Source organism: Spirulina subsalsa CS-330, from assembly GCF_028330765.1.
GTDB classification, from domain to species: domain Bacteria; phylum Cyanobacteriota; class Cyanobacteriia; order Cyanobacteriales; family Spirulinaceae; genus Spirulina; species Spirulina subsalsa_A.
The window spans coordinates 1-22,441 of the sequence record NZ_JAQMTY010000174.1; the positions used below are offsets into that span (position 1 = coordinate 1).

Here is a 22,441-nt window from a genome sequence, read left to right on the forward strand (position 1 = left end):
GGCTTGCCGACCTGAATGGACAGGCGTTAAGCATTGTTAGACCCCAATCTGGGGCGGTTGCTTGTCTGTCTACCCATCAGGAGTCTATGTAATGTGGGCAGACTGGGAATCCCCGCGCCTTTAGGCCGGGGAGGATGTCAAAGTGATCAAACGGAAGATAACTACAGCGTGGAAAAATTCTTAGATTTTTTGGAAAAGGATCTGTCTAGTCGTCCTCAAGCGTTGCAATTTTTAACAGCCGATTTTGTTGACCAAATTCAGATGTTGGAGAAAGATGTGCAAATTGACCTCGATGCACCACTTTTAAACGACACGATCGCATCCGAATTCCGTGAACCAGGCTAATCTGATCCCCCTTGCTGAGATTGTGCAATGGTGTCAACAGAGCACCGTAGGGAAAGCATTGCCCAATGCGCTATATGTGCATCGCAGTGCGATCGCGCACCTTGACCCCAGCCTGCAAGCCTACGAACACCGCGCCCGCAGCATCCTAACCCCCGACTATCCCTACACCCTCGTTAAATTTCACTACGACGCGCCCCGCATTTCCTACCTGCATTACCCCAACTTTGAGCGCGATCCCCATCCTCGCCTTGTCGCCAGTACCCAAGTCATCCTCACCACCGGAGCGTTGCAGTACCGCGACTATGCCGACAGTGCCAACCCGCCGATTCTCCACCGCAAAGAAACCTTTATCGCCCCCGACCATCCCGACGCGGAACGCTTCGCCCACCTCACCCGCCAACAGGAAACCCTCGGCCTGTTTAACGATGCCCGGCAGATCGGCACGCTCCTCAACTGGGAAAAACGCCTCCAAGCCCAACACCTCGAAATCCACAACCACGCCCTGGCCTGCACCCTCACCCCCACCCAACCTAAAACCGCCCTGCCGCAGATCGATCGCCACCGCGCCGCGATTAAACGCAATGCCCTCTCAAAGCCGGTGCGGTTAGCGTTAGAAGCGGGGCTGTTTACGCCGGGTTGTCGGTTTTTGGATTATGGCTGTGGCCATGGGACGGATGTGCAGTTTGTGGGCGATCGCGGCTACGAGAGCATCGGATATGATCCCTATTACGCCCCCGATACCCCGCTGACCCCGGCTGATGTGGTCAACCTGGGCTACATTATCAACGTGATTGAAGACCCCCAGGAACGGCGGCAGGCCTTGGCGACAGCGTGGGAATTGGCGCGATCGGTGTTGATTGTGGCGGCGCAGGTGTTGATTCAGGATCGTACCCGTGGCCTGATCGCCTATGAAGATGGCGTGATCACCAGTCGCAACACCTTCCAAAAGTATTACGACCAGAGCGAACTCAAACACTACATCGACCAAGTGTTAGGGGTAGACGCGATCCCGATCGCCCTAGGGATTTACGCGGTGTTTCGGGATGAACGTCAGGCGGAATTGTTCCGGCGATCGCGCTTTCGATCGCGGGTGACAACGCCTCGGATTCACGCAACGGTGAAACGGTTTGAAGACTATCAAACCCTGTTACAGCCGATCATGGACTTTATGACGGAGCGGGGACGGTTGCCCCAAGCGGAGGAACTAGAGCCGCAGCAGTGGGAGGCGATCGCTTCGGAATTTCGCACCATTAAACGGGCGTTTCAGGTCATCACCCAAGCGACGGATGCGGCCGCGTGGGATGCGATCGCTACTCAACGCCGTCATGATTTGTTGGTGTATTTGGCGTTAACCCATTTCAGCGATCGCCCCAAATTCCGCGCCCTCCCCGCCCCGATGCAGCAGGATATTAAAGCCCTTTTCGGCAGCTATCAACAGGCCTGCAACGCCGCCGATCTGATGTTGATGAGCGTGGGCAATCTCGACATCATGGCCGAACAAGGCCGCCAGAGTGCGATCGGTCAACAACGCCCCCATTCCCTCTGGGTGCATGTATCCGCCCTCGACCAACTTCACCCCCTGCTGCGTCTCTTTGAGGGCTGCGCCTCCCGCACCATCGGCCGCCCCGACGAAGCCACCGTGATTAAATTTCACCTCACCCAGCCCAAAATCACCTATCTCACCTATCCCGATTTTGATCGCGACCCCCACCCCCTCCTCCACACCAGTATGGAAATCGATTTGCGCGATTTACAGGTGAAATATCGAGACTGCGATCGCACCGACGACCCGCCCATCCTCCACCAAAAAGAACAACTCCTCACCCCCGACTATCCCAATTACCAAAAGTTCAAAACCCTCAGCGATCAAGAACGCACTTGGGGACTCCTCGACAACGTGGCCGCGATCTACACCCGCAGCGCCTGGGAGCACCACTTAGCAGAACATTGCGCAGCGTTGCGCGGCTATCGCCTCGTCTGGCGCAAAGATGCCGACCCCTATCAAGTCAAGCTCCTCAAAGCCAAAATCCGCCGCCATCAGCGGGCTTCACAGGATCTCACGGGCGAGACGGAGCCAGGGGTCTAGGTTTTTGCGGGTGGGGGTGTTTTGGGGGGTGAAGGCCCAGATGGCGCGTTTTTGTTGGGGGCCGTGGCTGAGGTGGAGGGGACGATCGCACCCATAAAAATAGAGTGAATCAAAGGGGAGTTGCGCGGCGAGTATCCAATCAATGACGCGATCGCTCGCCACATCGAGAATCCGAAAATCGCAGGCTGCACCGAGGCGATCGCACCAATACCGCCCCCGCTGATTCCGTTCGTGGGCCATATGTTGGTCGCGACTGGGGTCAATGCGGCCATTTTTGCGGCCGGTTTCGGGGTTGGTACGGTTGAGAAATTTCCTTAAATCGGTTGAGCAAAATCCATAGGTGAGTTGAAACCGATCCCGGCCGTAGTGGTCGATGATCGGGTCGAGGAGGGTTTCGCCGAGGGATTGGAGGGCGGCGATCGATGCGTCGGGATTGGCGGGATAGGGGTTGATGTGGTCGGCGTGGGCGCGGTAGGTCTGGGTGCAGGTGCAAAATTCCGTCAGGGTGAGATGGCGACCGATGTTAATCGTGTGGGGGTTCATACTTGTTCATGCCCTCACCCAACCCTCTCCCACGGGAGAGGGCTTTGCTGGTTCCCGTCTCCCCGTGGGAGAACTGGGGATGAGGGCAATCTTCACGGCGTTCCCTGCCAGATCTGTTCAATTTGAGTCGCGATCGCCTCGCCGTGATCCAATGTCTCCGTCGTGAGGCAAACCGTCACATGGCCCAACTTTCGCCCCGGTCGGGATTCGGGTTTGCCATACCACCACACCGACGCGCCGGGAATTTGCGCGATCGCGTCTCGCTGGGCTTGATACTGCGATCGCGACGTTTCAAACCCCAATAAATTCACCATCACCGCCCCGGCACAAGTCCAGCGCGGCGACGGCAAAGCCTGCCCCGTCACCGCCCGCAACTGCATCGAAAATTGCGACACATCACAAGCATTGAGGGTGTAGTGCCCAGAATTATGGGTGCGGGGCGCGATTTCATTCACTAACACTTGCCCGTCGTCGGTGAGGAACAATTCAATCCCAAAAATTCCCACCACATCAAGGGCCGTTAACAGGGTCGTGGCGATCTGTTCCACTTGGGTTTGAATCGTGAAATCAATGGGGGCCGGGGCGAAAACCCGGCGACAGACTTGATCCACCTGCTGCGTTTCCACCACTGGATAAACCTGCACCTCCCCGGTCACACTCCGCGCCGCCATCACCGCCAATTCTCGCTCAAAGGGCACAAACGCCTCGATCAGCAAATCCGTATGGTTCCAGCCCTGCCAGAGCTTGGCGAGTTCGGCGGCGGTTTTGACGATGAATGTGCCGCGCCCATCGTACCCATAACGGCGGGCTTTGAGGACGAGGGGGAAGCCATAGTCAGCGGTGATTTGCTCGATTGTGGTGGGTAAACTGAAGCGCGGCGTAGGGAGGCCAAGATCGTGAAAGGTTTGGCGTTGGTCGTATTTATCGAGCAAGGGGCGCAGGGCGTGCAAACCGGGGCGAAAACAAACACCGCGATCGCTCAACTGTTGCAGCGCGTCGAGGTCGATAAATTCATTTTCAAAGGTGATGACAATGGTGCGATCGCTCAACTGTTCCGTTGCGGCCGCGTCATCAATAGCCGCGAAAATCGCATCGCTCACCGTCCCCACGGCCGGATCATCCGGGCTGGGGGTTTGAACAATCAAGTCTAACCCCAGGGGCTGGGCTTCGAGGGCGAGCATCCAGGCCAATTGCCCCCCGCCAATGATTCCGACACTGTGCGATCGCGTTGCCATAGGTCTGTGATAATTTGCACCTTTAGCAGTGTAATACGCGATCGTGGCTCTCCCCTGCAAGTTTTTGAACAAACAGGCTATAACATTGCTAGTGATGCAATCCTCGTGCTCAATCTCTAGGTCACTGCTCGATAAACTATCGTTTCCCCACACTAACCATGATTGCTGTAAGTGATAACTGCAAACTGACCCCCGAAGAGTATCTTGCTGCTGAAGAACAAAGTTCTATCAAACATGAATATATTGATGGCGAAGTCTACGCAATGGCTGGCACAACTGATAATCATAATGCTATCGCCGGTAATCTATATATTCTAATTCGGAGCCATTGTAGAGGGAAAAACTGTCAAGTTTATTTTGCAGATATCAAAGCAAGAATTGAGAAAAAAAATTGCTTTTATTATCCAGATTTATTGGTAACGTGTGACCAAAGAGATCAAGAAACTCAAACTTATAAATGTTTTTCTAAGTTGATCATCGAGGTACTATCAGAAAGCACAGAAAAGTTTGATCGGGGGGATAAATTTAGTGATTATCAAGCCTTAGAGAGTCTTGAAGAATATGTGTTAGTGAGCACTCAACATCAGCGTGTAGAAATTTTTCGCCGTCAGGATCAAGCCTGGCGATATGAACGCTATGATGGGGCGCGATCGCACTTCCGACTCCACAGCATCGATCTAGAAATCACGATCCCCGCTGTGTATGAAGATGTCACCATTGAGCCGGATCAGATAGAGCCGTAAGAGGGCATGGAGGCCATGCCCCTACTCGTCGGGGTGGGGTTGTCGGGGTTTAGTCTTTTTCGGCCGTCCCCCTTTTTTCCCATTGGCACGAGCCGCCTGTTGCTTGGCCACTGAAGAGCGTTGCCCTCCTCTGCGACCGAGTTCAGCCATCCAAGTTTTTGTCCCGAAAATGCCCTGAATCAGACCCAGAACACTAAAATCAGCATCTAAACTATCCCAATGAACACTCAGCCCATCCGCCCCTAAGCACCCATTTTCAAGTTCGTGGGGAGCAGCATTCGTTAACCCTTGGGCTAAATGGGGCGGAAATGAAAAAATGGCTCCGTTTTTCAGTTGAATTTCAATGAGTTGACGTTCTGAGTTATACCAAACTGCTTCAGCACAGGGGCCTGCATCGGCGAGGGCGATCGCCCTCGCTTCAGCTTCGGCAATTTCTGCATCTAAAGCAGCATCATCGGTAAAATCAAAACTCCACCGTTGTTGCCACTTTTTGTTAGCCATGAATTTCGTGCCACCTCCTTAACAACTCTTCTTGATTATCTGCTACCAGATTGAGGGCGGCGATCGCCTCTTTTGTAGAAAATTGGTCTGGTTTGGTGATGATTCGAGGTCGTTGAAACTCATCACCAATCGCAATTCTCATGTTGGGTTGCTCTCGATGTCCTTTGCGCCCCTTAAAAACATGAACATGAGCAGGTTCATGATCGTTGAAGTAAATAAAGACAGTGAAGTTTTGATGTGTATCAATATTAATTCTCGGCATGTAAAAAGTTTGATCATAATGTTTTGATATATATAGGTATTAGAATTATTTTGGTTCGCCGCAACTAAGCGCATGTGTTATGTGAGATGTGAAACTGGATCTGTACTGCTTTGATATTTTGTCCACTACTAGTATAACCCATCGCTTGGGTTTTTGGGTGATAGGAGATAAGGCGTTGATCCGCTATCGGTCTGCCAAAACTCGTTAAACTGATTTAATGTAACGAAATATTAAGCATTGTTATGAAGAATCGAACCGTTGTCATCGTTGGTGCTACTGGGGGGATTGGGGCGGCGGTGGCGCAACAGTTGGCCCCATTGGGTGCGAATTTAGTCTTGGCGGCCCGGAGTGGCGATCGCCTCGATGCGATCGCCGCAACTCTCCCTCATCCAGCTTTGACGATTCCCACCGATATCACGGATCGCGCCCAGGTTGAACAGTTGATGAGCGAAGCCGTCGCGGAATTTGGGCGGATTGATGTTCTCGTGAACGCGGCCGGGGCGGGGGTGATGAAGCAGTTTAACAAGTTAGAGCCAGCAGATTTTGATGCAATGCTGGACTTGAATTTAAAAGGCTTGTTCTATACCTGCCAAAGCGCGGCCAATGTGATGAAGGGGCAAAAGTCGGGGCATATTTGCAACGTGATCGGCATTTTAGGGAAGCATCCGATGATTACAGCGACGGCCTATTGCGCCTCGAAATATGGGGCGGTGGGTATGAGTAAATGTCTCGCCGATGAACTGAAACGGTATGGGGTGAAATTCACCCTTTTTTATTTTGGGGGAGTGAACACGCCGTTTTGGGATCAGGCGGGGTTGAAGGTGGATCGCACCAAATTATTAAGCCCGGAAACGGCAGCCAATGCGATCGTCCATGCTCTGCAAGTGGAACCCGCTGCGATTCCCTTAGAAATCAATATCCAACCCGAAAGCCACCTTTTTTTATGAAGCGATCGCAAGGGTCGAACTCCTCTCGCTGGATAGGAGTTTGACCCATTCTGCTCGGCAATCTGTTAATTCATCGTCAGGGTGACATTGCCTTTATCATTATTCACCATCACCGTCACGATCGCTTCTGCGCCATCTTCGGACTTGAAAGTGCAGTCAAACGAGCTACCCGCTTCAAACTCCCGATAGGGATTCGGGTCATCACCCAGGCCACAATCCGCCGCCCCAGCAACGTCCGCTTCGGTCATTTGTGTTTCGATTGCCTCTTCCACATCGGCAAGATTCAGGCCCCGCGTGAACCAGTCCACAGTTTCTTCGGCGGCGTTCGGAACCACATCAACCAGGGTGGTAAAGCCTTCGGTCGTTGTTACTTCACAGGCAAAGGGATCATCCGATGCTGCGTCCACGGTTTCCGGACAGGCGACGGATTCCACCTCATAGCCCGTTTGTTCCGGAAAGTTCGATAGCAACACGTCTTGAATCGTAAAGGCGAATGTCCCTTCTGGTGCGGGTTCTAGGGCAGCGTCTTCAGTATCCTCTGTGTCTTCAGCATCCTCTGTGTCTTCGGGAGCGACTGCTTCGGTTTCTTCCGAGGTAGTCGGCTCATCAGGGGTTGTTTCCGCCGGCCCACAAGCGGTTAGGGCTAGCCCAAGGCCCAAAACCCCAATCACGACCCATTGCAATTGCGCAAATTTCATAGGATGTCTCAGAGAGAGTTGCCTCTCGGTAGGATGATTTTTTCGGCAGTTTGAAGCAGATCCAACCCCCTACAGTTTGGGGTGCGCCCAAGTTCACAAACTTGAAAACAAGATAGACAAACCCCAGAAATGAAGTTTGATTTGACCAGTCTAGCAGGTTGGTATCCATCACTATCACTGTGTCTCTTCGACTGAAAACCGGGGGCGATCGCTCACCCCCGGCTCATCAATATCAAAAAATCGGTCGGGTCTACACCGCTGCTGCGTAGGGGGTTGTGAGTTGATCCAACTGTTTCACCAAGAGACTGAGGAACAGCCCCACATCAGTGACCACACCCATGGATTCCACGGAACCGCGATCGCTCAACTTCGTCACCACTGCCGGATTAATATCGACGCAGACCATTTTCACGCCCGCCGGGGTCATATTCCCCACCCCGATCGAGTGCAACATCGTCGAAAGCATCAGGATCATATCTGCGCCTTCGATCAGTTTTGCATAGGCATTTTGGGCCTTGAGCAAGTCCATTTCCGTATCGGGCAACGGGCCATCATCGCGGATCGAACCCGCGAGACAGAAGGGCACATTATGTTTAACGCATTCGTACATGATGCCCCGGTTCAACACCCCGGCTTCCACGGTTTTAGCGATGGAGCCGTAACGCCGCACGGTGTTGATCGTTTTGAGGTGGTGACGGTGGCCGCCGTGGACGGGCACGCCTTGCTTCATGTCCACGCCGAGGGATGTGCCCATCATCGCCTGTTCGATGTCGTGAACCGCGATCGCATTTCCCCCTAAGAGAGCTTGCACATAGCCATCCCGCACCAATCGCGCCAGGTGTTGACTGCCGCCGGTATGGATCACCACGGGGCCCGCTGTGACGGCCACTTTACCACCTTGATCGCGGATGTGACGCAGTTCCCAGGCGATTTGTTCGACGACCAATTCCACCCGCCGCTCACTGGAGACCCCTGCCCCCATGAAGCTGAATTCCTCGGTGCGGTTTTGTTTTTTGCGCTCATCCACTTTGCGCACGGTGCGAATCCCGTGAACGCTGACCACAACTTCTTCGTCCGTGGTGAGATCCCGCAGCAGTTTACAATGCGCCGTGATGCCGCTGTCGGTTTTGCGCACGGCGATCGCCCCATCCATGCGCTGTTGCTCCACCCGCACCCATTGCCCATTAATGCGCACTTCCGTCGGGTAAATCGTCGTCACATAAAAATCATCCGGCGCAACCCCGGCCGCAAACACCGGCTCAAGGTCGGCATCTTTCTCTTCGCTGGGACGATCCACCGCCCCCAGTTCGATCAAGTCCGTCATGATATTTTCCATAACATGACGATCCGGCGCAGACACTCGCACTTCCGCCATTGAGGTGCTTTGGCGTTCCGTGCCAAGGTTGAAGTTCAGCACCTTAAAGCTGCCGCCCCGTTCGACGATCAGATCCAGCGCCCGGTTGAGTGTGCCCGCATCCAAGAGATGGCCTTGCATTTGGATCGTGCGGCTTTCCACAGAAACAGCCGCATGGACATTTTCGAGGATGGGTTCAGTGGTGCGCAGGGTGAGGCATTTCGCCGCGCCGCCGGCCTTGAGAAATTCTGATAAGGGCGTTTCAATCGCGGTGAAGCCACAGTCAGCGAGGCGTTGTTTTAGCCCCTCGCTAACGTTATTCATGATCACGATATCTTCGAGGTTGACGGCGTTACAGGCAAAGTTAACGGCATCGGGTTCAGCGATCGCAATCCGCTTCTCCGGAGCCACCCGCCGCTCGATCAAATGATTGGAATAGGCATCAAAGGCCGGCGGATAGTAGAGCAAATACCCGCCGCGCAACGGACAAAAACAGGTATCAAGGTGATAAAAACGGCTATCCACCAACCGCAACGACAGCACTTCTGTGTCCAACCATTGGGCGATCAACGGGTGGGAATCCAATTCAGTGCGGAACCCATAGCCCGCCCAGAGCCAACGCCCTTCTCGATCAAACAGGGCATCCCCCGCCCCTTCAAAGGGCAGATCCGAGGGCAGTTCATGCACCGTAAAGCCGTTCGCCTCAAACCAGGCTTTGAAATAGGGTTCTTCCCCTTGGCGTTCCGGGTGTAAAAAGCGGCTCAACACCACAGTTTTACCCAAAACCAACCCCGCGTTGGCGGTAAACACCATATCCGGCCAGCCTTTAGCCGGTTCCACCAAGTCCACCACAGTATGCCCTTTAATCACGTTGTAGAGCTTGTGCCACTGTTCAGCGGCGCGATCGCGCGAGGACTTATGAATATTGCCTTCCATCCAGGGATTGATCACATAATCCACGTCGTAATGATCCGGCGCACACATCAGAATTCGGATTGCATCAGTCATAATAATTAATTGAATGGGTGAATACACCCAGCAGTAACAGTAAAAAGTACAGTTCTACGGGCAAACCAGTTGTTGGCACTCGGTAGATCAGAGCAGTTCTAATCCAAGACCAACGATCGGGTCATGTTGACAACAATAACGATTGGTCACTCGATCAAGATTCAACAACAAAGCAACTTTTAATCTTAAGGGACAAATACTCACCTGAGCAATCTCTCAGATGATGAAATGATCACGAAGGATTCAGCCTGCGGTCAATCCTGCCGCACCCTGGCGCGGGAATTCAACCCCGAATCAGGCTGAAACCGTCGGCTCTAAGGCGGCTGTCACCTCGGCTTCGCTCCAGCCTTCTTGGATGAGGCGGCGTTGAATTTGGTCATTGCTGTAGCCCCGCGATCGCGCCTGGTCAATATAGGTGATCAAGGGGCGCAGATGTTTCGGAGTCGTGGCCACCACAGGCGCAGCGGCTTTGGACGTGAACAGGGTGAGGACAATCCAGCCCAGCAGCCACCAGAGGGGAACCCACAGCACTAAACTCACGCCCAAGGTACAAACAATCGACACACCAATAATAATCACCCCCCCAAAAATTGAAGCCTCGTTAAACAGTCCTACAACCGTCAGGAGAAGAAAAACAAGGCCAAAACCAACGAGAACACAGTGTAAAAAAGATTTTTTAGGTGTTGTTGTCATGATTGCAGAGGATGAGGTTAAAGGCGGTTGTCTAAAATCGTTTCCCAATAGCGAATGCAGGCAATAATTAACGCCATATAACAGGGAATTGCAAAGGCGATTTCAACGGGAGCGTTAAAAATCGGGGTAACAAATCCCGTAAAATTGTGGGTCGCACTTTCGCCATAGACTCGATAGCCTTGATCCATCAACCAGGCTTCAATGGGAAGTGCGATCGCCCCCGTCACCCCCAAGGCAATTAAAAAACGCCCAAAAATCGGGAGATGGAGAAAGAAACGATCCACCACCACCGCCGCAATGCCAATCACCGCCACCCATAGCCCTGTGAGTAAAACACTAATATCAAAAAACAGATAAGACCATTCGGGCAATTGATTATTCTCCACCATGGGCTGAATCATTACCTCAAAGAGAAACACCGCTAAAAAGGCAATGCCAATACTTCGTAGCCATTTCCGTTTTTTACTGGGAATTAACGGTTCATCATCCAAGACAAAGCCCCAATATTTATAAAAACTAATCACTAACCCTGTAAAAACGGGGGTGTAATAGAAGACATCTAGCAGCGGCACACCGAAGATAAATGCCCCGGTTAAGTTGGCTAAAACTTCCGGGGCATAGATGCGAATTCCCAAGTTAACCACCGCCATTTCTAAGCCACTGACTAAAACCGTTAATATTGCCAAATAAACCGGGAAACGCTGCCATTCTTTCCAGTGGGGGAGGATGCGATCGCTCACCGTCACCACGGTTAAAATTAACCCCGTCCAGCCTAGGGTTAAAATCCAACTGACATCAAGGTAAATATAAGCCCAAACTCCCATTTTTTGATTGAGCCACATGGGAGAGGTGAACAGTTCAAACAGGAGGACGGCAACCGCCATAATTAGAAAGCGCGGCACAATTTTCGTCTGAATTTTTGCCAAGAAAAAGACCGCGATTCCTGTCGCGATGAGGGTTGCAATCTCAAACAAAATGATGGCGGTGGTGGGGGTTTTATCAAAGCTGCAATGGGCGAAGATGAGCGGGTTTAGCATGGGCGTTACAGAGGGGAGATTGAGCAAAAATTGAGAGAAGCTGTGAGCAATCCCTAATCGCCGCTAGGGAAGGGAGCGCGGAGCGTGGGGTGGGGTGATGCGGGTTCCGAGATGCGATCGCGCCAGTCCGGATCTTTCACTTTGCAGCCGCCCCATTTGGCGCTGCAATAGTCGGGGGTGGTGGTGAGGCGTTCCCACAGTTGCCAGAGGGGGGCGTGGCGGATGTTGCCGAAGCTGTGGGCGTTGAAATCGCAGGACATCACATCGCCGTAGGGGGAGAGGTAAAAATAACTCGTGCCGCAGGAACAACCGACGCTGCGATGGCTGGTGAAGTAGGCGAAGAAGACGACACCGGGATAGGTGCGATCGCGGTTGTAATGGGCCACCGATCGCATCATCGCTTCGACCCAATCGGGACTCTGAGGGGATCTCACTAGATCCTCTCGGTCTTGATAGCGACCACTGGGCAGCGCATCAAACACCAACACCTCATGCACTCCCAACCGTTTCGCCAGTTCGATGATCCGGGGCAATTCACCAGCGGCGTAGCGTTCGGGGGTGAGGGTGGTGGAAATGCCGACGGAGAAGCCGAGTTTTTTCGCGACCTTGAGACCCGCGATCGCTCGTTCAAACAGGCCGGGGGTTTGGCGAATGCGATCGTGCTGTTCGGGGTCGGCAGCATCGAGGCTGACATAGATACTATCCAGGTCAGCGCGGCGCAGTTCACGGGCGCGATCGCTCAACAGCCACCCGTTGGTAAACAGCACCGTCGTGGAACGCTGCCGATCCACTGAGCGAATCAAATCCGGTAAATCCTGCCGCTGCAACGGTTCCCCGCCGACGAAGTTGAGCACCGACACGCCGAGATCCTGAGCTTGAGCGATCGCATCACAGGCTTGCTCAAAACTCAGGGGAGAACGGGCGCGATCGTCCACTGCCTCGAAAAAACTGCAATGCTCACAGGCCGCGTTACAGTCATCATTGACCGCAAAACTCATCAAGTTCGGCAAATTCTTATTCTGGATCGTGCGGTAGAGGGCGCGGGCGAGGAAGTTGGCCGCCGGAGCACTGAACACCGCCGGAGTCGAGAGGGAATACACCGGGAAGCCCCGCCGGAAATGAATAATTTTGTCGTGGTTGAGATAAATCTTGTAGAGAATCGTGGTGAAATCTGTGCCATAGCCGAGGCTACGGGTGAGGAGAAACCACTGGAGGCGAAGACGATGGAGGAGGGCAAGCATTCGCATTCAAGCCGGGTGATGGAGCAGTCTTCATTAGTTTTAGCACTTGGTGCGATCGCTGCTCTGTCCTGTATTGATTCTCGGACCCTCACCCTAAATCCCTCTCCCAAGCTGGGCGAGGGACTTTGACTTTGTCTCCCCTTCTCCCTTTTTGGGAGAAGGGGTTGGGGGATGAGGACTACACCATCTGGATATGCCAAAGTGGGATGTTCCCGGTTTAATCAAGAAATATTAATTAAATCCCGTGAAAAATCTTGATTTCCACAGCGGGTTCTTAATCTTTTTTTTAGGATTGTGCGATGCTCCCGTTGGGAGAAATAAGGATTTCTTGAAAAATCCATAAAACTTGTTCTCAATCCTCAGAAGCTCGTTACAGTGTAGGTACATTTCTGCTTTTGATGGTAGATGTGCCCTGGAATTCCCGTTTTATAGGGAATTATCACGGCCCTTAATCCTGATACCTTGAGGGATTCTGAAACTGCACTGGACTGAGTTTTTAATCTAGTCTCTATGGCCTGAGTTTAAACTCCTTTTTTGTAAACAAATTGTTACATTGCCCATGACAGACTCCGCTTTTCGTTCCTCTTCTGTCCTCACCCCCACGACCGACGGCTCGCAGCCCCAGGTGTGGCTCCGTCGTTTTATCTGGAAAATGGCGATCGCGGTTTTCCTCTTGATGGCGATCGGCAGTGCGACACGGGTGATGAATGCGGGACTGGCTTGCCCCGATTGGCCCCTGTGTTATGGCCAGCTTGTCCCCACCCAACAGATGAATCTGCAAGTGTTTTTAGAATGGTTCCATCGTTTGGACGCGGGTTTGGTGGGCTTAAGTGCGATCGCACTGTTGGGTCTGTCGGTGTGGTGGCGGCAATCCTTACCCCGCTGGGTTCCCTGGGCCAGCGGTTTTGCACTTTTTTTGATCATCTTCCAAGGCATCCTCGGCGGCTTAACCGTCACCCAAATGCTCCGGTTTGATATCGTCACCGCCCACCTCGGCACGGCTCTGTTTCTCTTCTGCACCCTCTTGGTCATGGGAACCGCCCTCCTGCCCCACAACGGCACTGGCACAGCCCGCCGCCTCCCGCTCCTCGGCATAACCGCCACAGGTTTGGTTTACAGCCAAAGCCTCCTGGGGGGCTTGGTGGCCTCGCAATGGGCCCTGCACCAATGCCTGAGCCGCTCCGATCGCTGCTGGGTGATGAATAGTCACCTCCTCGGCGTGGTTCCGGCCACCCTCGCCACCCTGCTCCTCGTCGGGATGGCACTCCGCACCCCGGCCTTACATCCGAGTTTGCGTAAATTGGCGATCGCCGCCGGTAGCCTCGTCGCCCTCCAAGCCCTGGTCGGCGTTGCCACCTATCGACTCCATCTCCAAGTCGAACCCCTCACCGTCACCCATCAAGCGGTGGGTGCTGCACTCTTGGGGGTTTTGACCGTTTTCACCGTCGTTGCCCGTCGCGATTTGGCATCCCAACCCTAATCTAGGTTGGCGATCGCCCCCGCTGTGATGCCCCTGCATCATTCAAGCTCCCACGCTCTACACATTTATCACGTAAGGACACGACTTCATGATTGGGACAAGTTACACCCCGAAACACGAAAACATTCGTGATGTACTCAAAAGCTACCTCCAACTCACCAAGCCCCGGATTATTCCCCTCCTCCTGATTACCACCGCTGCGGCGATGTGGATTGCCGCGAAGGGCAATGTTGACCCGCTGCTGCTGGTGGTGACGCTCCTAGGGGGAACCCTGGCCGCCGCGTCGGCTCAAACCCTGAACTGCATCTACGACCAAGATATTGACTACGACATGGTAAGGACGCGCAAACGTCCGATTCCCGCCGGTCGAGTGCAGCCCCGCCATGCCTTGGTGTTTGCGATCGCTCTCGGTGTCGCGTCCTTTACCCTTTTCTGTGTCTTCGTCAATCTGCTCAGCGCCCTCCTCGCCATGGCGGGCATCGCCTTCTACATGGTGATCTATACCCATATTCTCAAACGCCATAGTTCCCAAAATATTGTCATCGGGGGCGCAGCGGGTGCAATTCCGCCCCTCGTCGGTTGGGCCGCCGTCACGGGGGATCTTAGCCTTACGGCTTGGCTCCTGTTCGCCCTGATTTTCCTCTGGACTCCCCCGCATTTTTGGGCCTTGGCCTTGATGATTCGGGAAGACTACGCCCAGGTGAATGTGCCGATGTTGCCCGTCGTCGCAGGGGAAGCCGAAACCGTCAAGCAGATTTTGATCTATACCTTGCTGGTGATTCCCTGCTCATTTTTGTTGATTTATCCCTTGGGTGAATTGGGGATTGTCTATGGTGCGATCGCTGTGTTTCTCGGCCTTGGTTTCTTCCAAAAAGTCTGGCAACTTTACCGCTCTCCATCGGATCTTCCCCTGGCGAAAGCGACCTTTAAATATTCCATTCTCTACATGATGTTGCTCTGTACTGGCATGGTTGTCGATAGTTTACCCCTCACCCACCATGCGATCGCATCGTTAGGGCAGTTCCTCCAAACCATCGCCTTGGTCTAGCGCGATCGCATCACCCCAAAACGGGCGCACCCTCATCCCCAACCCTTCTCCCCCAGGAGCAAGGAGCCAAAAGCCCTCTCCTGGGGGAGAGGGTTGGGTGAGGGATTGCATAACTGGGATGCACCCGCTGTTCAACCGATCAATCAACACCGTGAGGAATGGAGCAGGAAACTGGTGAATCTTCCTGAATCAGTTTCATTTTCCTGAAATCATCATGGCTCTTCCGTTTCCATTGATTTGGTGTTTGGTTGGGATCGGCTGTTGTGGGGCAGAGGTGTTCATCTTGTCCAAACGTTCCCTTCGGTACGCGGGACTTTTTCCCGGTGCGATCGCCTTCATTCTCGCTCTCTTCACCTGGCGCTACGGATTTTTAGCAGATCAATTTCAATTCCAACTGTTGTACTGGATGGTTCTCTCCACCATGTTGGTAATCTGGGTGCGACCCATGTTGAGCAAGTCCCAAGGCTACCGCGAACCCCTCGTGCTGGAAGCCATCAGCCTCACTCCCATCTTGCCGGGTCAAACGGGGCGCGTTCTCTACGAGGGGACATCCTGGGCAGCACGGGCAGAATCCTACAGTGAAGCGATCGCCCCCCAACAAACGGTCTATGTCCTTGAGCAACAGGGAACAACCTTAGTGATCACGGCCCTGCTTGATAGCTGTAGTCAGGTTGCTTAGGGACAAGGGTATGTCTAGGGACAAGGGGCTTAAGCCCCTTGCCTGCTCTAACGATATCGACCACTGCTTCAGTCTCAATAAGCCTCCGGAGCCGCTGCCTCAACCCCTCACCATGATGATAATTATTAACAATTGTGATTTCCCTGACGACATTTCTCCGTGAATTGTCTGACCCGGTTCTAGAAAGCTTGTAGGTACAATCAAGAAACAGAATTTAAGCCTGCACCGTTTTCATAACCTTCAATGGGAGACCTCTTGTCCTGTGTCCTCTGATGCCATCACTCTCAGTCATGCCGACTACACCGCTTTGCAAGCTGAACTTGAGGCCCTGCGCCGACAGGTTCAGCACCAACGACTCGAACCCTTCAAGCAACAACGCATTATTTCAAGCACCATTGAACGGGTGCGAGCATCTCTCAATATTGAAGAGATTTTGCTCACAACGGTGACCGATGTTCGCCAACTGTTGCAGGCGGATCGGGTGGCGGTTTTTGAGTTTGACCCCAAATCGGGCTATGACGATGGCACGTTTGTGATTGAGTCCATTGACCCGCGTTTTACATCGGTGGTGTCCTATCGTGTCCACGACCATTGTTTTGGGGAGCAGTTTGCGGCGGACTATGTCCAAGGGCGATGTCAAGCGGTGGCGGATATTGAGGCGGCGGGCTTGAGTTCCTGCCATCAAGAGATTTTGGCACAGTTTCAGGTGCGGGCGAATTTAGTAGTGCCATTGTTGCAGGGTGAGCAGCTTTGGGGGTTGCTCTGTGTGCATCAATGTGGCGGGCCGCGTCTGTGGCAGGAGGATGAGGTGGAGTTTGTGCGGCAGATTGGCGGTCATCTGGGGGTGGCGTTGCAACAGGCGGGATTGTTTGCTCAGGTGCAGCAGCAGACCACTGAACTAGAGGCATTGCGCGATCGCCTCAAGACCCAAATTACCCAACAGCAGACCTCTTTGCAGTCCTTGCAGCAACAACATGTGTCGGTGCAAGGTCAATTGCAATCGCGGGAAAATCAACTCTATCAATTTGTGGAGCATACGCCGGCGGCGGTGGCGATGTTTGATCCGGAAATGCGGTATCTGTTGGCGAGTCGGCGCTGGCTTGAAGACTATGGTTTGGGCGATCGCGAGGTAATTGGGCGATCGCATTACGAGATTTTCCCCACCCTTGACGACAACTGGAAAGCCATCCATCAACGCTGCTTAACGGGGGTCATCGAGCGTTGTGAGGAAGACTCCTTTACCCGCGAAGACGGGTCAACTGAATGGCTCACCTGGGAAATTCGCCCCTGGTATGACGACCATGGCAACATCGGCGGCATCATCATGTTTACCGAAGTGATTACCCCCCGAAAACGGATTGAAGCGCAACTCCGGGAGGCCAATGAACGCCTGGAAACCGTGGTGGACGAAAAAAGTACCCGCCTTAAAAATACGGAATCACGCCTGCAAAATATTGCGGAAAACCTGCCGGGAATGCTCTATCAATACGCCGTGCAACCGGATCACCCAGAGGGCTATTTCCTCTACGCATCATCCCGTAGTCATGACATTTTTGGTTGTCCGCCGGAGGCGATGGCCGGCGGACTGGTGGCGACCCATCCCGATGATCAACGGCGTTTAGCGACATTAATTCAGCAGTCGGCGACGACCTTAGAGAAATTTCGCTATGAAGGGCGAATTCAAAACCAAAAATCCGGGGAAACGCGCTGGATTGAGGCAATTTCGCAGCCGGATGTGTACGAAGATGGCAGCATTGTCTGGGATGGGGTGATGTTTGATATTAGCGATCGCAAGCAGATCGAGCAAGAACTTCGCCTTTATAAACAGGCCCTGGCCAGTTCCAGCGATGCCGTGGGCATTTCGACCCCAGCGGGCGTGCATATCTACCACAACCAAGCCTTTAACGACCTTTACGGCTATTGTTCGGCGGCAGAATTCCAAGCAGCGGGGGGCATGGCGGCGGCGTTTGTTGATCCGGCGGCGGCGGCGGCGGTGATGCGATCGCTCCAAGCCGGTCAACCCTGGAGCGGCGAAGTCATGCAACGCACCCAAAACGGCACAAAGCTCAATGTCTTGCTCCGGGCTGATGTGATCCGCGATGATGACGGCACGATTTTAGGCTTTGTGGGCGTAAACACCGACATCACCGACTTCAAAGCCGCTGAACGGGCCCTCCAACAAACCACCAACAACCTCCAAGAAGCCCAGCACCTCGCCCACATCGGCAACTGGAGCTACGACATCGCCCAGGATCAGATCACCGGCTCTGAAGAGCTGTTTCGCATCTTTCGCCGTCCGCCCACCTCGGAACCGCTCCCCCTCAATACTTGGCTCTCGTTTTATCATCCCGACGATCGCCCCCTGCTCCACACCGCCCTTGAACAAGCCCAAGAAACCGGCCACAACCAAAATCTTGAACTGCGGATTTTAAAAAGTGCCCAGGCGGTGGGCCATGTGCAGGTTCGGATTGCGCGATCGCCCCAAACCCCCCACGCCCCCGCCCGTCTTTATGGAACTCTCCTCGATATCACCCAACGCAAAAACGCCGAACTCCTCGCCCAGCAAAAAGCCGCCGAAATTGAAACCGCCCTCCATACCCTTCAGCGCACCCAATCTCAACTGATCCAAAGTGAGAAAATGTCGAGTTTAGGGCAACTGGTGGCGGGGGTTGCCCATGAAATTAACAATCCGGTGAATTTTATCTATGGCAACATCACCCACGCCACCGAATACGCCGCCAGTCTGCTGGAAATTATCGCCGCCTTCCAAGTCCAGTATCCCAACCTCCCGCCGGATTTGGCAGATCTGATCGACGAGTTGGATCTTGACTTTTTGCGTGAGGATTTGCCGAAACTCCTCAGTTCAATGCAGGTGGGGGCCCAACGCATTCGGGAGATTGTCGCCTCGTTGCGCACCTTTTCTCGCTTGGATGAGGCGGAGGTGAAGGCGGTGGATCTCCATGAGGGGATTGATAGCACCTTGATGATTTTGCAAAGTCGATTTAAGGCACGGAGCGATCGCCCTGCCGTGACCCTCAATAAAAACTATGGCCATCTGCCCAAGGTGGAATGCTATCCGGGGCAGTTGAATCAAGTGCTGATGAATATCATTGTCAATTCCCTCGATGCGATGGAAGAGCGGGATCAACAGCGCGATCGCGCTACCTGTGCAGCAAGCCCCAGCAGTCTCTCGATCAGTACCGGGGTCGATTTAACTGGGGGCAATGTGGTGATTCGGATTCGCGACAATGGCCCCGGCATTCCGGATGCGATCCAATCGCGGATCTTTGACCCCTTCTTTACCACCAAGGCGATCGGCAAAGGAACCGGCATGGGGATGTCGATCAGCTATCAGATCATCACCGAACGCCACGGCGGCTCATTAACCTTTGTCTCCTCTGACCAAGGCACTGAATTCACCCTCAGCATCCCCGCCTATCAGGCCGTCACCGCCTAGGGTCGCTTAGGTGGGTTGGGGGATGGCGCTGCGGATGGTGCCGATCAAGCAGGCGCGATCGCAATTCGCCCCCGTAAAATCCGCCCCCTGCAAATCCGCACAGAGCAAATTCGCCCCCACCAAATTCGCCCCCGCAAAATTCGCCCCCCGCAGGTCACATTCTTCCAAATTCGCCTCACTTAAATTCGCCCCCTGTAAATCCGCCTGGGCCAGGCATGCCCCCTTCAAATTGGCACTATTCAGCGTCGCGCCCCGCAGGTCTACCCCCCGCAAATCCGCCCCCTGAAAATTAACCCCCGTCAAATTCGCCCCACTCAAGAACGCACCGGCCAACGAAGCCTGCACCCCCTTCGCACTCATCAAATTACTACCCCGCAGATTACTCCCCCGCAAATCTCCGTGGGAAAAATCACTTTGCATCAGATTGACCCCGACAAAATTCGCCCGGCCATCCACCTGCAACAACTGCGCCCCCAGCAAATTTGCCCCATCAAACCGGCCGCCTTTCAAAGACGCATGGGAAAAATTGACACCGACTAAATTCGCTCCCACCCAATTAACGCGGTCTAGGGATGCATTCGATAAATCTTCATCTTCTAGATCCACCCCAGGGAGATCTTTTAGTTGACCTGCGCGAATCGCCTCAATGTCCATAGAAAATTGTGTTAGAAAACCAGCAACAGCGACATCACCCTCCAGTAGCGGTAATGTTCGGGAAACACTACTTACAGAGAAGGGACTCTCCCCGTCAGTATAGAACTAACTACTGAACAGTAGAAGACTTTCCCCCCAAGGTGGAACAGCCTTCCTCACTGTAACTCTGTTGTAGATAGCCCGGAGCACCAAAAAAATTATGGCAAAAGTCGTTGGAATTGACCTCGGCACCACTAACTCTTGCGTCGCTGTGATGGAGGGCGGCAAGCCTACCGTCATTGCCAACGCGGAAGGGTTTAGAACCACTCCATCCGTTGTCGCCTATGCGAAAAACGGCGATCGCCTCGTCGGTCAAATCGCCAAACGTCAAGGCGTGATGAACCCGACCAACACCTTCTATTCCGTCAAACGCTTCATCGGTCGCAAACACGGCGAAGTCAACGTCGAAACCACCGAAGTCTCCTACAAAGTTCTCCAAGACAACAACGGCAACGTCAAACTCGACTGCCCCGCCTTGGAAAAACAATTCGCCCCCGAAGAAATCTCCGCCCAAGTGTTGCGGAAACTAATCGAAGACGCGAGCAAATACCTCGGCGAAACTGTCACCCAAGCCGTGATTACCGTACCGGCATACTTTAACGACTCCCAACGCCAAGCCACCAAAGACGCGGGTAAAATCGCGGGGGTCGAAGTATTGCGGATCATCAACGAACCCACCGCCGCATCCCTGGCCTACGGTTTAGACAAGAAGAGCAACGAAACCATTCTCGTCTTTGACCTTGGGGGCGGGACGTTTGACGTGTCCATCCTCGAAGTGGGCGATGGTGTGTTTGAAGTGCTTGCCACCTCTGGGGATACCCATTTGGGCGGTGACGACTTCGACAAAACCATCGTGGACTACCTAGCGGAAAACTTCAAGAGCACCGAAGGGATTGACCTCCGCAAAGATAGCCAAGCCCTGCAACGCCTCACCGAAGCCGCTGAAAAAGCCAAAATCGAACTGTCGAGTGTCACCCAAGCGGAGATTAACCTCCCCTTCATCACCGCCACCCAAGACGGGCCGAAGCACCTTGACATCACCCTCACCCGCGCTAAGTTTGAAGAACTCTGCGCCAGCTTGATCGATCGCTGCCGGATTCCGGTGGAAAACGCGGTGCGCGATGCGAAGCTGGATAAGAGTGCGATCGATGAAATCGTCCTTGTTGGCGGTTCGACGCGGATTCCGGCCATTAAAGAAGTGGTCAAAAAAGTCCTCGGCAAAGACCCCAACCAAAGCGTCAACCCTGATGAAGTGGTGGCCGTGGGTGCGGCAATTCAAGGCGGTGTCTTGGCCGGTGAAGTGAAAGATATTCTCCTCCTTGATGTCACCCCCCTCTCTTTGGGTGTGGAAACCCTCGGCGGCGTGATGACCAAAATCATCCCCCGCAACACCACGATTCCCACGAAAAAATCCGAAGTCTTCTCCACGGCTGTGGATGGGCAAACCAACGTAGAAATTCACGTTCTCCAAGGGGAACGGGAAATGTCCAAGGACAACAAGAGCCTCGGAACCTTCCGCCTCGATGGCATTCCCCCAGCGGCCCGGGGTGTGCCGCAAATCGAAGTCACCTTTGACATTGATGCCAACGGGATTCTGAACGTGACCGCGAAAGATAAGGGCACGGGTAAAGAACAATCGATCAGCATTACCGGGGCTTCGACCCTGCCGGATACGGAAGTGGATCGCATGGTCAAGGAAGCGGAAGCCAACGCCGCATCCGACAAAGAGCGCCGCGAGAAGATCGATCGCAAGAACCAAGCCGATACGCTGGTGTATCAAGCGGAAAAACAACTCACGGAATTGGGCGACAAAGTCCCCGCCGCTGAGAAGGACAAGGCCGAAGCGCTGCTCAAGGATCTCCGCGAAGCCGTCCAAACCGAAGACGACGACAAGATCCAAACCGTGATGCCCGAACTGCAACAGGTGCTCTACGCCATCGGCAGCAGTGTCTACCAAGATGCGGCAGGGGCTGCGGGGGCTGAAGGGCCACAAGATCCAGCGGGTGACGCTCCGAGTGGCGGTGCATCGGATGGTGGCGATGATGTGATTGATGCTGAGTTTTCGGAAACGAAGTAGTCTGCACTGTGGCTATGGATGGCCGATCGCGGTGATCCATGAGCGACAGGATGGGAAAATGCTCGGCCGGTGGGCCGGGCATTTTGCGATCGACCCTCACCCAACCTTCTCCCATGAGGCGGGGGCTGATCCATAAACCGATCTCAAGCCTCCAAATCCCTCGTTCGATCCCCCCTAGCCCCCCTTAAAAAGGGGGGAACCGGAATAAAGTCCCCCTTTTTAAGGGGAACCGCTCAAAGTCCCCCTTTTAGGGGAACCGCTCAAAGTCCCCCTTTTTAAGGGGGATTTAGGGGGATCATCCACGGGGCGGGGGC

General features: G+C 53.8%; 20 protein-coding genes. 10 read left to right on the forward strand and 10 right to left on the reverse strand.

The genetic code is table 11. The annotated features are described in order from the left end of the window. Positions 1-93: 93 nt before the first annotated feature. Both PN477_RS12075 and PN477_RS12080 read left to right on the forward strand, forming a co-directional pair. Positions 94-345: a type II toxin-antitoxin system PrlF family antitoxin gene (locus PN477_RS12075; RefSeq protein ID WP_272121539.1), complete on the forward strand. Its 252-nt coding sequence runs from the start codon at positions 94-96 to the stop codon at positions 343-345. Further along, positions 332-2,431 carry a DNA phosphorothioation-associated putative methyltransferase gene (locus PN477_RS12080; RefSeq protein WP_272121537.1) on the forward strand — a complete coding sequence of 700 codons (2,100 nt, stop codon included), beginning with the start codon at positions 332-334 and terminating at the stop codon, positions 2,429-2,431. Before PN477_RS12075 ends, PN477_RS12080 begins: the two co-directional genes overlap by 14 nt. Here the strand turns inward: PN477_RS12080 and PN477_RS12085 are convergent. Together PN477_RS12085 and PN477_RS12090 are read right to left on the reverse strand one after the other, a co-directional pair. Beyond that, a complete protein-coding gene (locus PN477_RS12085; protein ID WP_417158800.1) occupies positions 2,393-2,959 on the reverse strand; it encodes a hypothetical protein in 567 nt (188 codons plus the stop codon). The two genes, PN477_RS12080 and PN477_RS12085, sit on opposite strands and share 39 nt — an antisense overlap. Positions 2,960-3,066: 107 nt before the next feature. After that, on the reverse strand, positions 3,067-4,209 hold the full coding sequence (locus PN477_RS12090) for a 5-(carboxyamino)imidazole ribonucleotide synthase (protein ID WP_272121533.1): 1,143 nt from the start codon (positions 4,207-4,209) through the stop codon (positions 3,067-3,069). Between the two features lie 158 nt (positions 4,210-4,367). Between PN477_RS12090 and PN477_RS12095 the strand changes: the two genes are divergently transcribed. Next, positions 4,368-4,952: a Uma2 family endonuclease gene (locus PN477_RS12095; RefSeq protein WP_272121531.1), complete on the forward strand. Its 585-nt coding sequence runs from the start codon at positions 4,368-4,370 to the stop codon at positions 4,950-4,952. 21 nt (positions 4,953-4,973) lie between these two features. On the opposite strand, the gene PN477_RS12100 is transcribed toward PN477_RS12095, so the two are convergent. Together PN477_RS12100 and PN477_RS12105 are read right to left on the reverse strand one after the other, a co-directional pair. Continuing rightward, entirely contained in the window at positions 4,974-5,453 is a 480-nt protein-coding gene (locus PN477_RS12100) for a DUF2442 domain-containing protein (RefSeq protein WP_272121529.1), read from the reverse strand. Beyond that, positions 5,446-5,715, reverse strand: a complete 270-nt coding sequence (locus PN477_RS12105; protein WP_272121527.1) for a DUF4160 domain-containing protein — start codon at positions 5,713-5,715, stop codon at positions 5,446-5,448. The genes PN477_RS12100 and PN477_RS12105 overlap by 8 nt, the downstream gene beginning before the upstream one ends. A gap of 242 nt (positions 5,716-5,957) precedes the next feature. Between PN477_RS12105 and PN477_RS12110 the strand changes: the two genes are divergently transcribed. After that, positions 5,958-6,662: an SDR family oxidoreductase gene (locus tag PN477_RS12110; protein WP_272147307.1), complete on the forward strand. Its 705-nt coding sequence runs from the start codon at positions 5,958-5,960 to the stop codon at positions 6,660-6,662. 65 nt (positions 6,663-6,727) lie between these two features. Here the strand turns inward: PN477_RS12110 and PN477_RS12115 are convergent, their stop codons facing one another. The 5 genes from PN477_RS12115 to PN477_RS12135 form a co-directional block, all read right to left on the reverse strand. Further along, positions 6,728-7,360 (reverse strand): DUF4333 domain-containing protein, encoded by a 633-nt coding sequence (locus PN477_RS12115; protein ID WP_272115815.1) that lies wholly within the window; start codon positions 7,358-7,360, stop codon positions 6,728-6,730. 250 nt (positions 7,361-7,610) lie between these two features. Beyond that, positions 7,611-9,722 carry a bifunctional arginine dihydrolase/ornithine cyclodeaminase gene (argZ, locus tag PN477_RS12120; RefSeq protein WP_272115814.1) on the reverse strand — a complete coding sequence of 704 codons (2,112 nt, stop codon included), beginning with the start codon at positions 9,720-9,722 and terminating at the stop codon, positions 7,611-7,613. Positions 9,723-10,016: 294 nt separating this feature from the next. Beyond that, the gene (locus PN477_RS12125) at positions 10,017-10,415 is read right to left on the reverse strand and encodes a hypothetical protein (RefSeq protein WP_272115812.1); all 399 of its coding nucleotides are present in this window, start codon (positions 10,413-10,415) and stop codon (positions 10,017-10,019) included. 17 nt (positions 10,416-10,432) lie between these two features. Continuing rightward, positions 10,433-11,452 carry a hypothetical protein gene (locus PN477_RS12130; RefSeq protein WP_272115810.1) on the reverse strand — a complete coding sequence of 340 codons (1,020 nt, stop codon included), beginning with the start codon at positions 11,450-11,452 and terminating at the stop codon, positions 10,433-10,435. A 53-nt stretch (positions 11,453-11,505) separates the two neighbouring features. After that, positions 11,506-12,693 carry a radical SAM/SPASM domain-containing protein gene (locus tag PN477_RS12135; RefSeq protein ID WP_272115808.1) on the reverse strand — a complete coding sequence of 396 codons (1,188 nt, stop codon included), beginning with the start codon at positions 12,691-12,693 and terminating at the stop codon, positions 11,506-11,508. A 559-nt stretch (positions 12,694-13,252) separates the two neighbouring features. Between PN477_RS12135 and PN477_RS12140 the strand changes: the two genes are divergently transcribed. The 4 genes from PN477_RS12140 (at position 13,253) to PN477_RS12155 (ending at position 19,357) form a co-directional block, all read left to right on the forward strand. Next, a complete protein-coding gene (locus tag PN477_RS12140) occupies positions 13,253-14,173 on the forward strand; it encodes a COX15/CtaA family protein (protein ID WP_272115806.1) in 921 nt (306 codons plus the stop codon). An 88-nt stretch (positions 14,174-14,261) separates the two neighbouring features. Next, the gene (locus PN477_RS12145; protein ID WP_272115804.1) at positions 14,262-15,221 is read left to right on the forward strand and encodes a heme o synthase; all 960 of its coding nucleotides are present in this window, start codon (positions 14,262-14,264) and stop codon (positions 15,219-15,221) included. A 214-nt stretch (positions 15,222-15,435) separates the two neighbouring features. Beyond that, complete coding sequence (locus tag PN477_RS12150) at positions 15,436-15,900, forward strand: NfeD family protein (protein ID WP_272115802.1); 465 nt, start codon at positions 15,436-15,438, stop codon at positions 15,898-15,900. A gap of 262 nt (positions 15,901-16,162) precedes the next feature. Next, the gene (locus PN477_RS12155) at positions 16,163-19,357 is read left to right on the forward strand and encodes a PAS domain S-box protein (protein ID WP_272115801.1); all 3,195 of its coding nucleotides are present in this window, start codon (positions 16,163-16,165) and stop codon (positions 19,355-19,357) included. A gap of 6 nt (positions 19,358-19,363) precedes the next feature. On the opposite strand, the gene PN477_RS12160 is transcribed toward PN477_RS12155, so the two are convergent. Beyond that, positions 19,364-20,011 (reverse strand): pentapeptide repeat-containing protein, encoded by a 648-nt coding sequence (locus PN477_RS12160; protein WP_272147308.1) that lies wholly within the window; start codon positions 20,009-20,011, stop codon positions 19,364-19,366. 199 nt (positions 20,012-20,210) lie between these two features. On the opposite strand from PN477_RS12160, the gene dnaK reads away from it, so the two are divergent. Further along, positions 20,211-22,127 (forward strand): molecular chaperone DnaK, encoded by a 1,917-nt coding sequence (gene dnaK / locus PN477_RS12165; RefSeq protein WP_272117425.1) that lies wholly within the window; start codon positions 20,211-20,213, stop codon positions 22,125-22,127. Continuing rightward, a complete protein-coding gene (locus PN477_RS12170) occupies positions 22,102-22,263 on the forward strand; it encodes a hypothetical protein (protein ID WP_272117427.1) in 162 nt (53 codons plus the stop codon). The genes dnaK and PN477_RS12170 overlap by 26 nt, the downstream gene beginning before the upstream one ends. The last annotated feature ends 178 nt before the right edge of the window (positions 22,264-22,441 follow it).

What these genes read in the sequence shown, in the direction of transcription:
- PN477_RS12090 (WP_272121533.1), bottom strand. Translation starts at nt 4,209, where the DNA reads ATGGCAACGCGATCGCACAGTGTCGGAATCATTGGCGGGGGGCAATTG.
- PN477_RS12095 (WP_272121531.1), top strand. Translation starts at nt 4,368, where the DNA reads ATGATTGCTGTAAGTGATAACTGCAAACTGACCCCCGAAGAGTATCTT.
- PN477_RS12100 (WP_272121529.1), bottom strand. Translation starts at nt 5,453, where the DNA reads ATGGCTAACAAAAAGTGGCAACAACGGTGGAGTTTTGATTTTACCGAT.
- PN477_RS12105 (WP_272121527.1), bottom strand. Translation starts at nt 5,715, where the DNA reads ATGCCGAGAATTAATATTGATACACATCAAAACTTCACTGTCTTTATT.
- PN477_RS12110 (WP_272147307.1), top strand. Translation starts at nt 5,958, where the DNA reads ATGAAGAATCGAACCGTTGTCATCGTTGGTGCTACTGGGGGGATTGGG.
- PN477_RS12115 (WP_272115815.1), bottom strand. Translation starts at nt 7,360, where the DNA reads ATGAAATTTGCGCAATTGCAATGGGTCGTGATTGGGGTTTTGGGCCTT.
- argZ (WP_272115814.1), bottom strand. Translation starts at nt 9,722, where the DNA reads ATGACTGATGCAATCCGAATTCTGATGTGTGCGCCGGATCATTACGAC.
- PN477_RS12125 (WP_272115812.1), bottom strand. Translation starts at nt 10,415, where the DNA reads ATGACAACAACACCTAAAAAATCTTTTTTACACTGTGTTCTCGTTGGT.
- PN477_RS12130 (WP_272115810.1), bottom strand. Translation starts at nt 11,452, where the DNA reads ATGCTAAACCCGCTCATCTTCGCCCATTGCAGCTTTGATAAAACCCCC.
- PN477_RS12135 (WP_272115808.1), bottom strand. Translation starts at nt 12,693, where the DNA reads ATGCTTGCCCTCCTCCATCGTCTTCGCCTCCAGTGGTTTCTCCTCACC.
- PN477_RS12140 (WP_272115806.1), top strand. Translation starts at nt 13,253, where the DNA reads ATGACAGACTCCGCTTTTCGTTCCTCTTCTGTCCTCACCCCCACGACC.
- PN477_RS12145 (WP_272115804.1), top strand. Translation starts at nt 14,262, where the DNA reads ATGATTGGGACAAGTTACACCCCGAAACACGAAAACATTCGTGATGTA.
- PN477_RS12150 (WP_272115802.1), top strand. Translation starts at nt 15,436, where the DNA reads ATGGCTCTTCCGTTTCCATTGATTTGGTGTTTGGTTGGGATCGGCTGT.
- PN477_RS12160 (WP_272147308.1), bottom strand. Translation starts at nt 20,011, where the DNA reads ATGGACATTGAGGCGATTCGCGCAGGTCAACTAAAAGATCTCCCTGGG.
- dnaK (WP_272117425.1), top strand. Translation starts at nt 20,211, where the DNA reads ATGGCAAAAGTCGTTGGAATTGACCTCGGCACCACTAACTCTTGCGTC.
- PN477_RS12170 (WP_272117427.1), top strand. Translation starts at nt 22,102, where the DNA reads ATGCTGAGTTTTCGGAAACGAAGTAGTCTGCACTGTGGCTATGGATGG.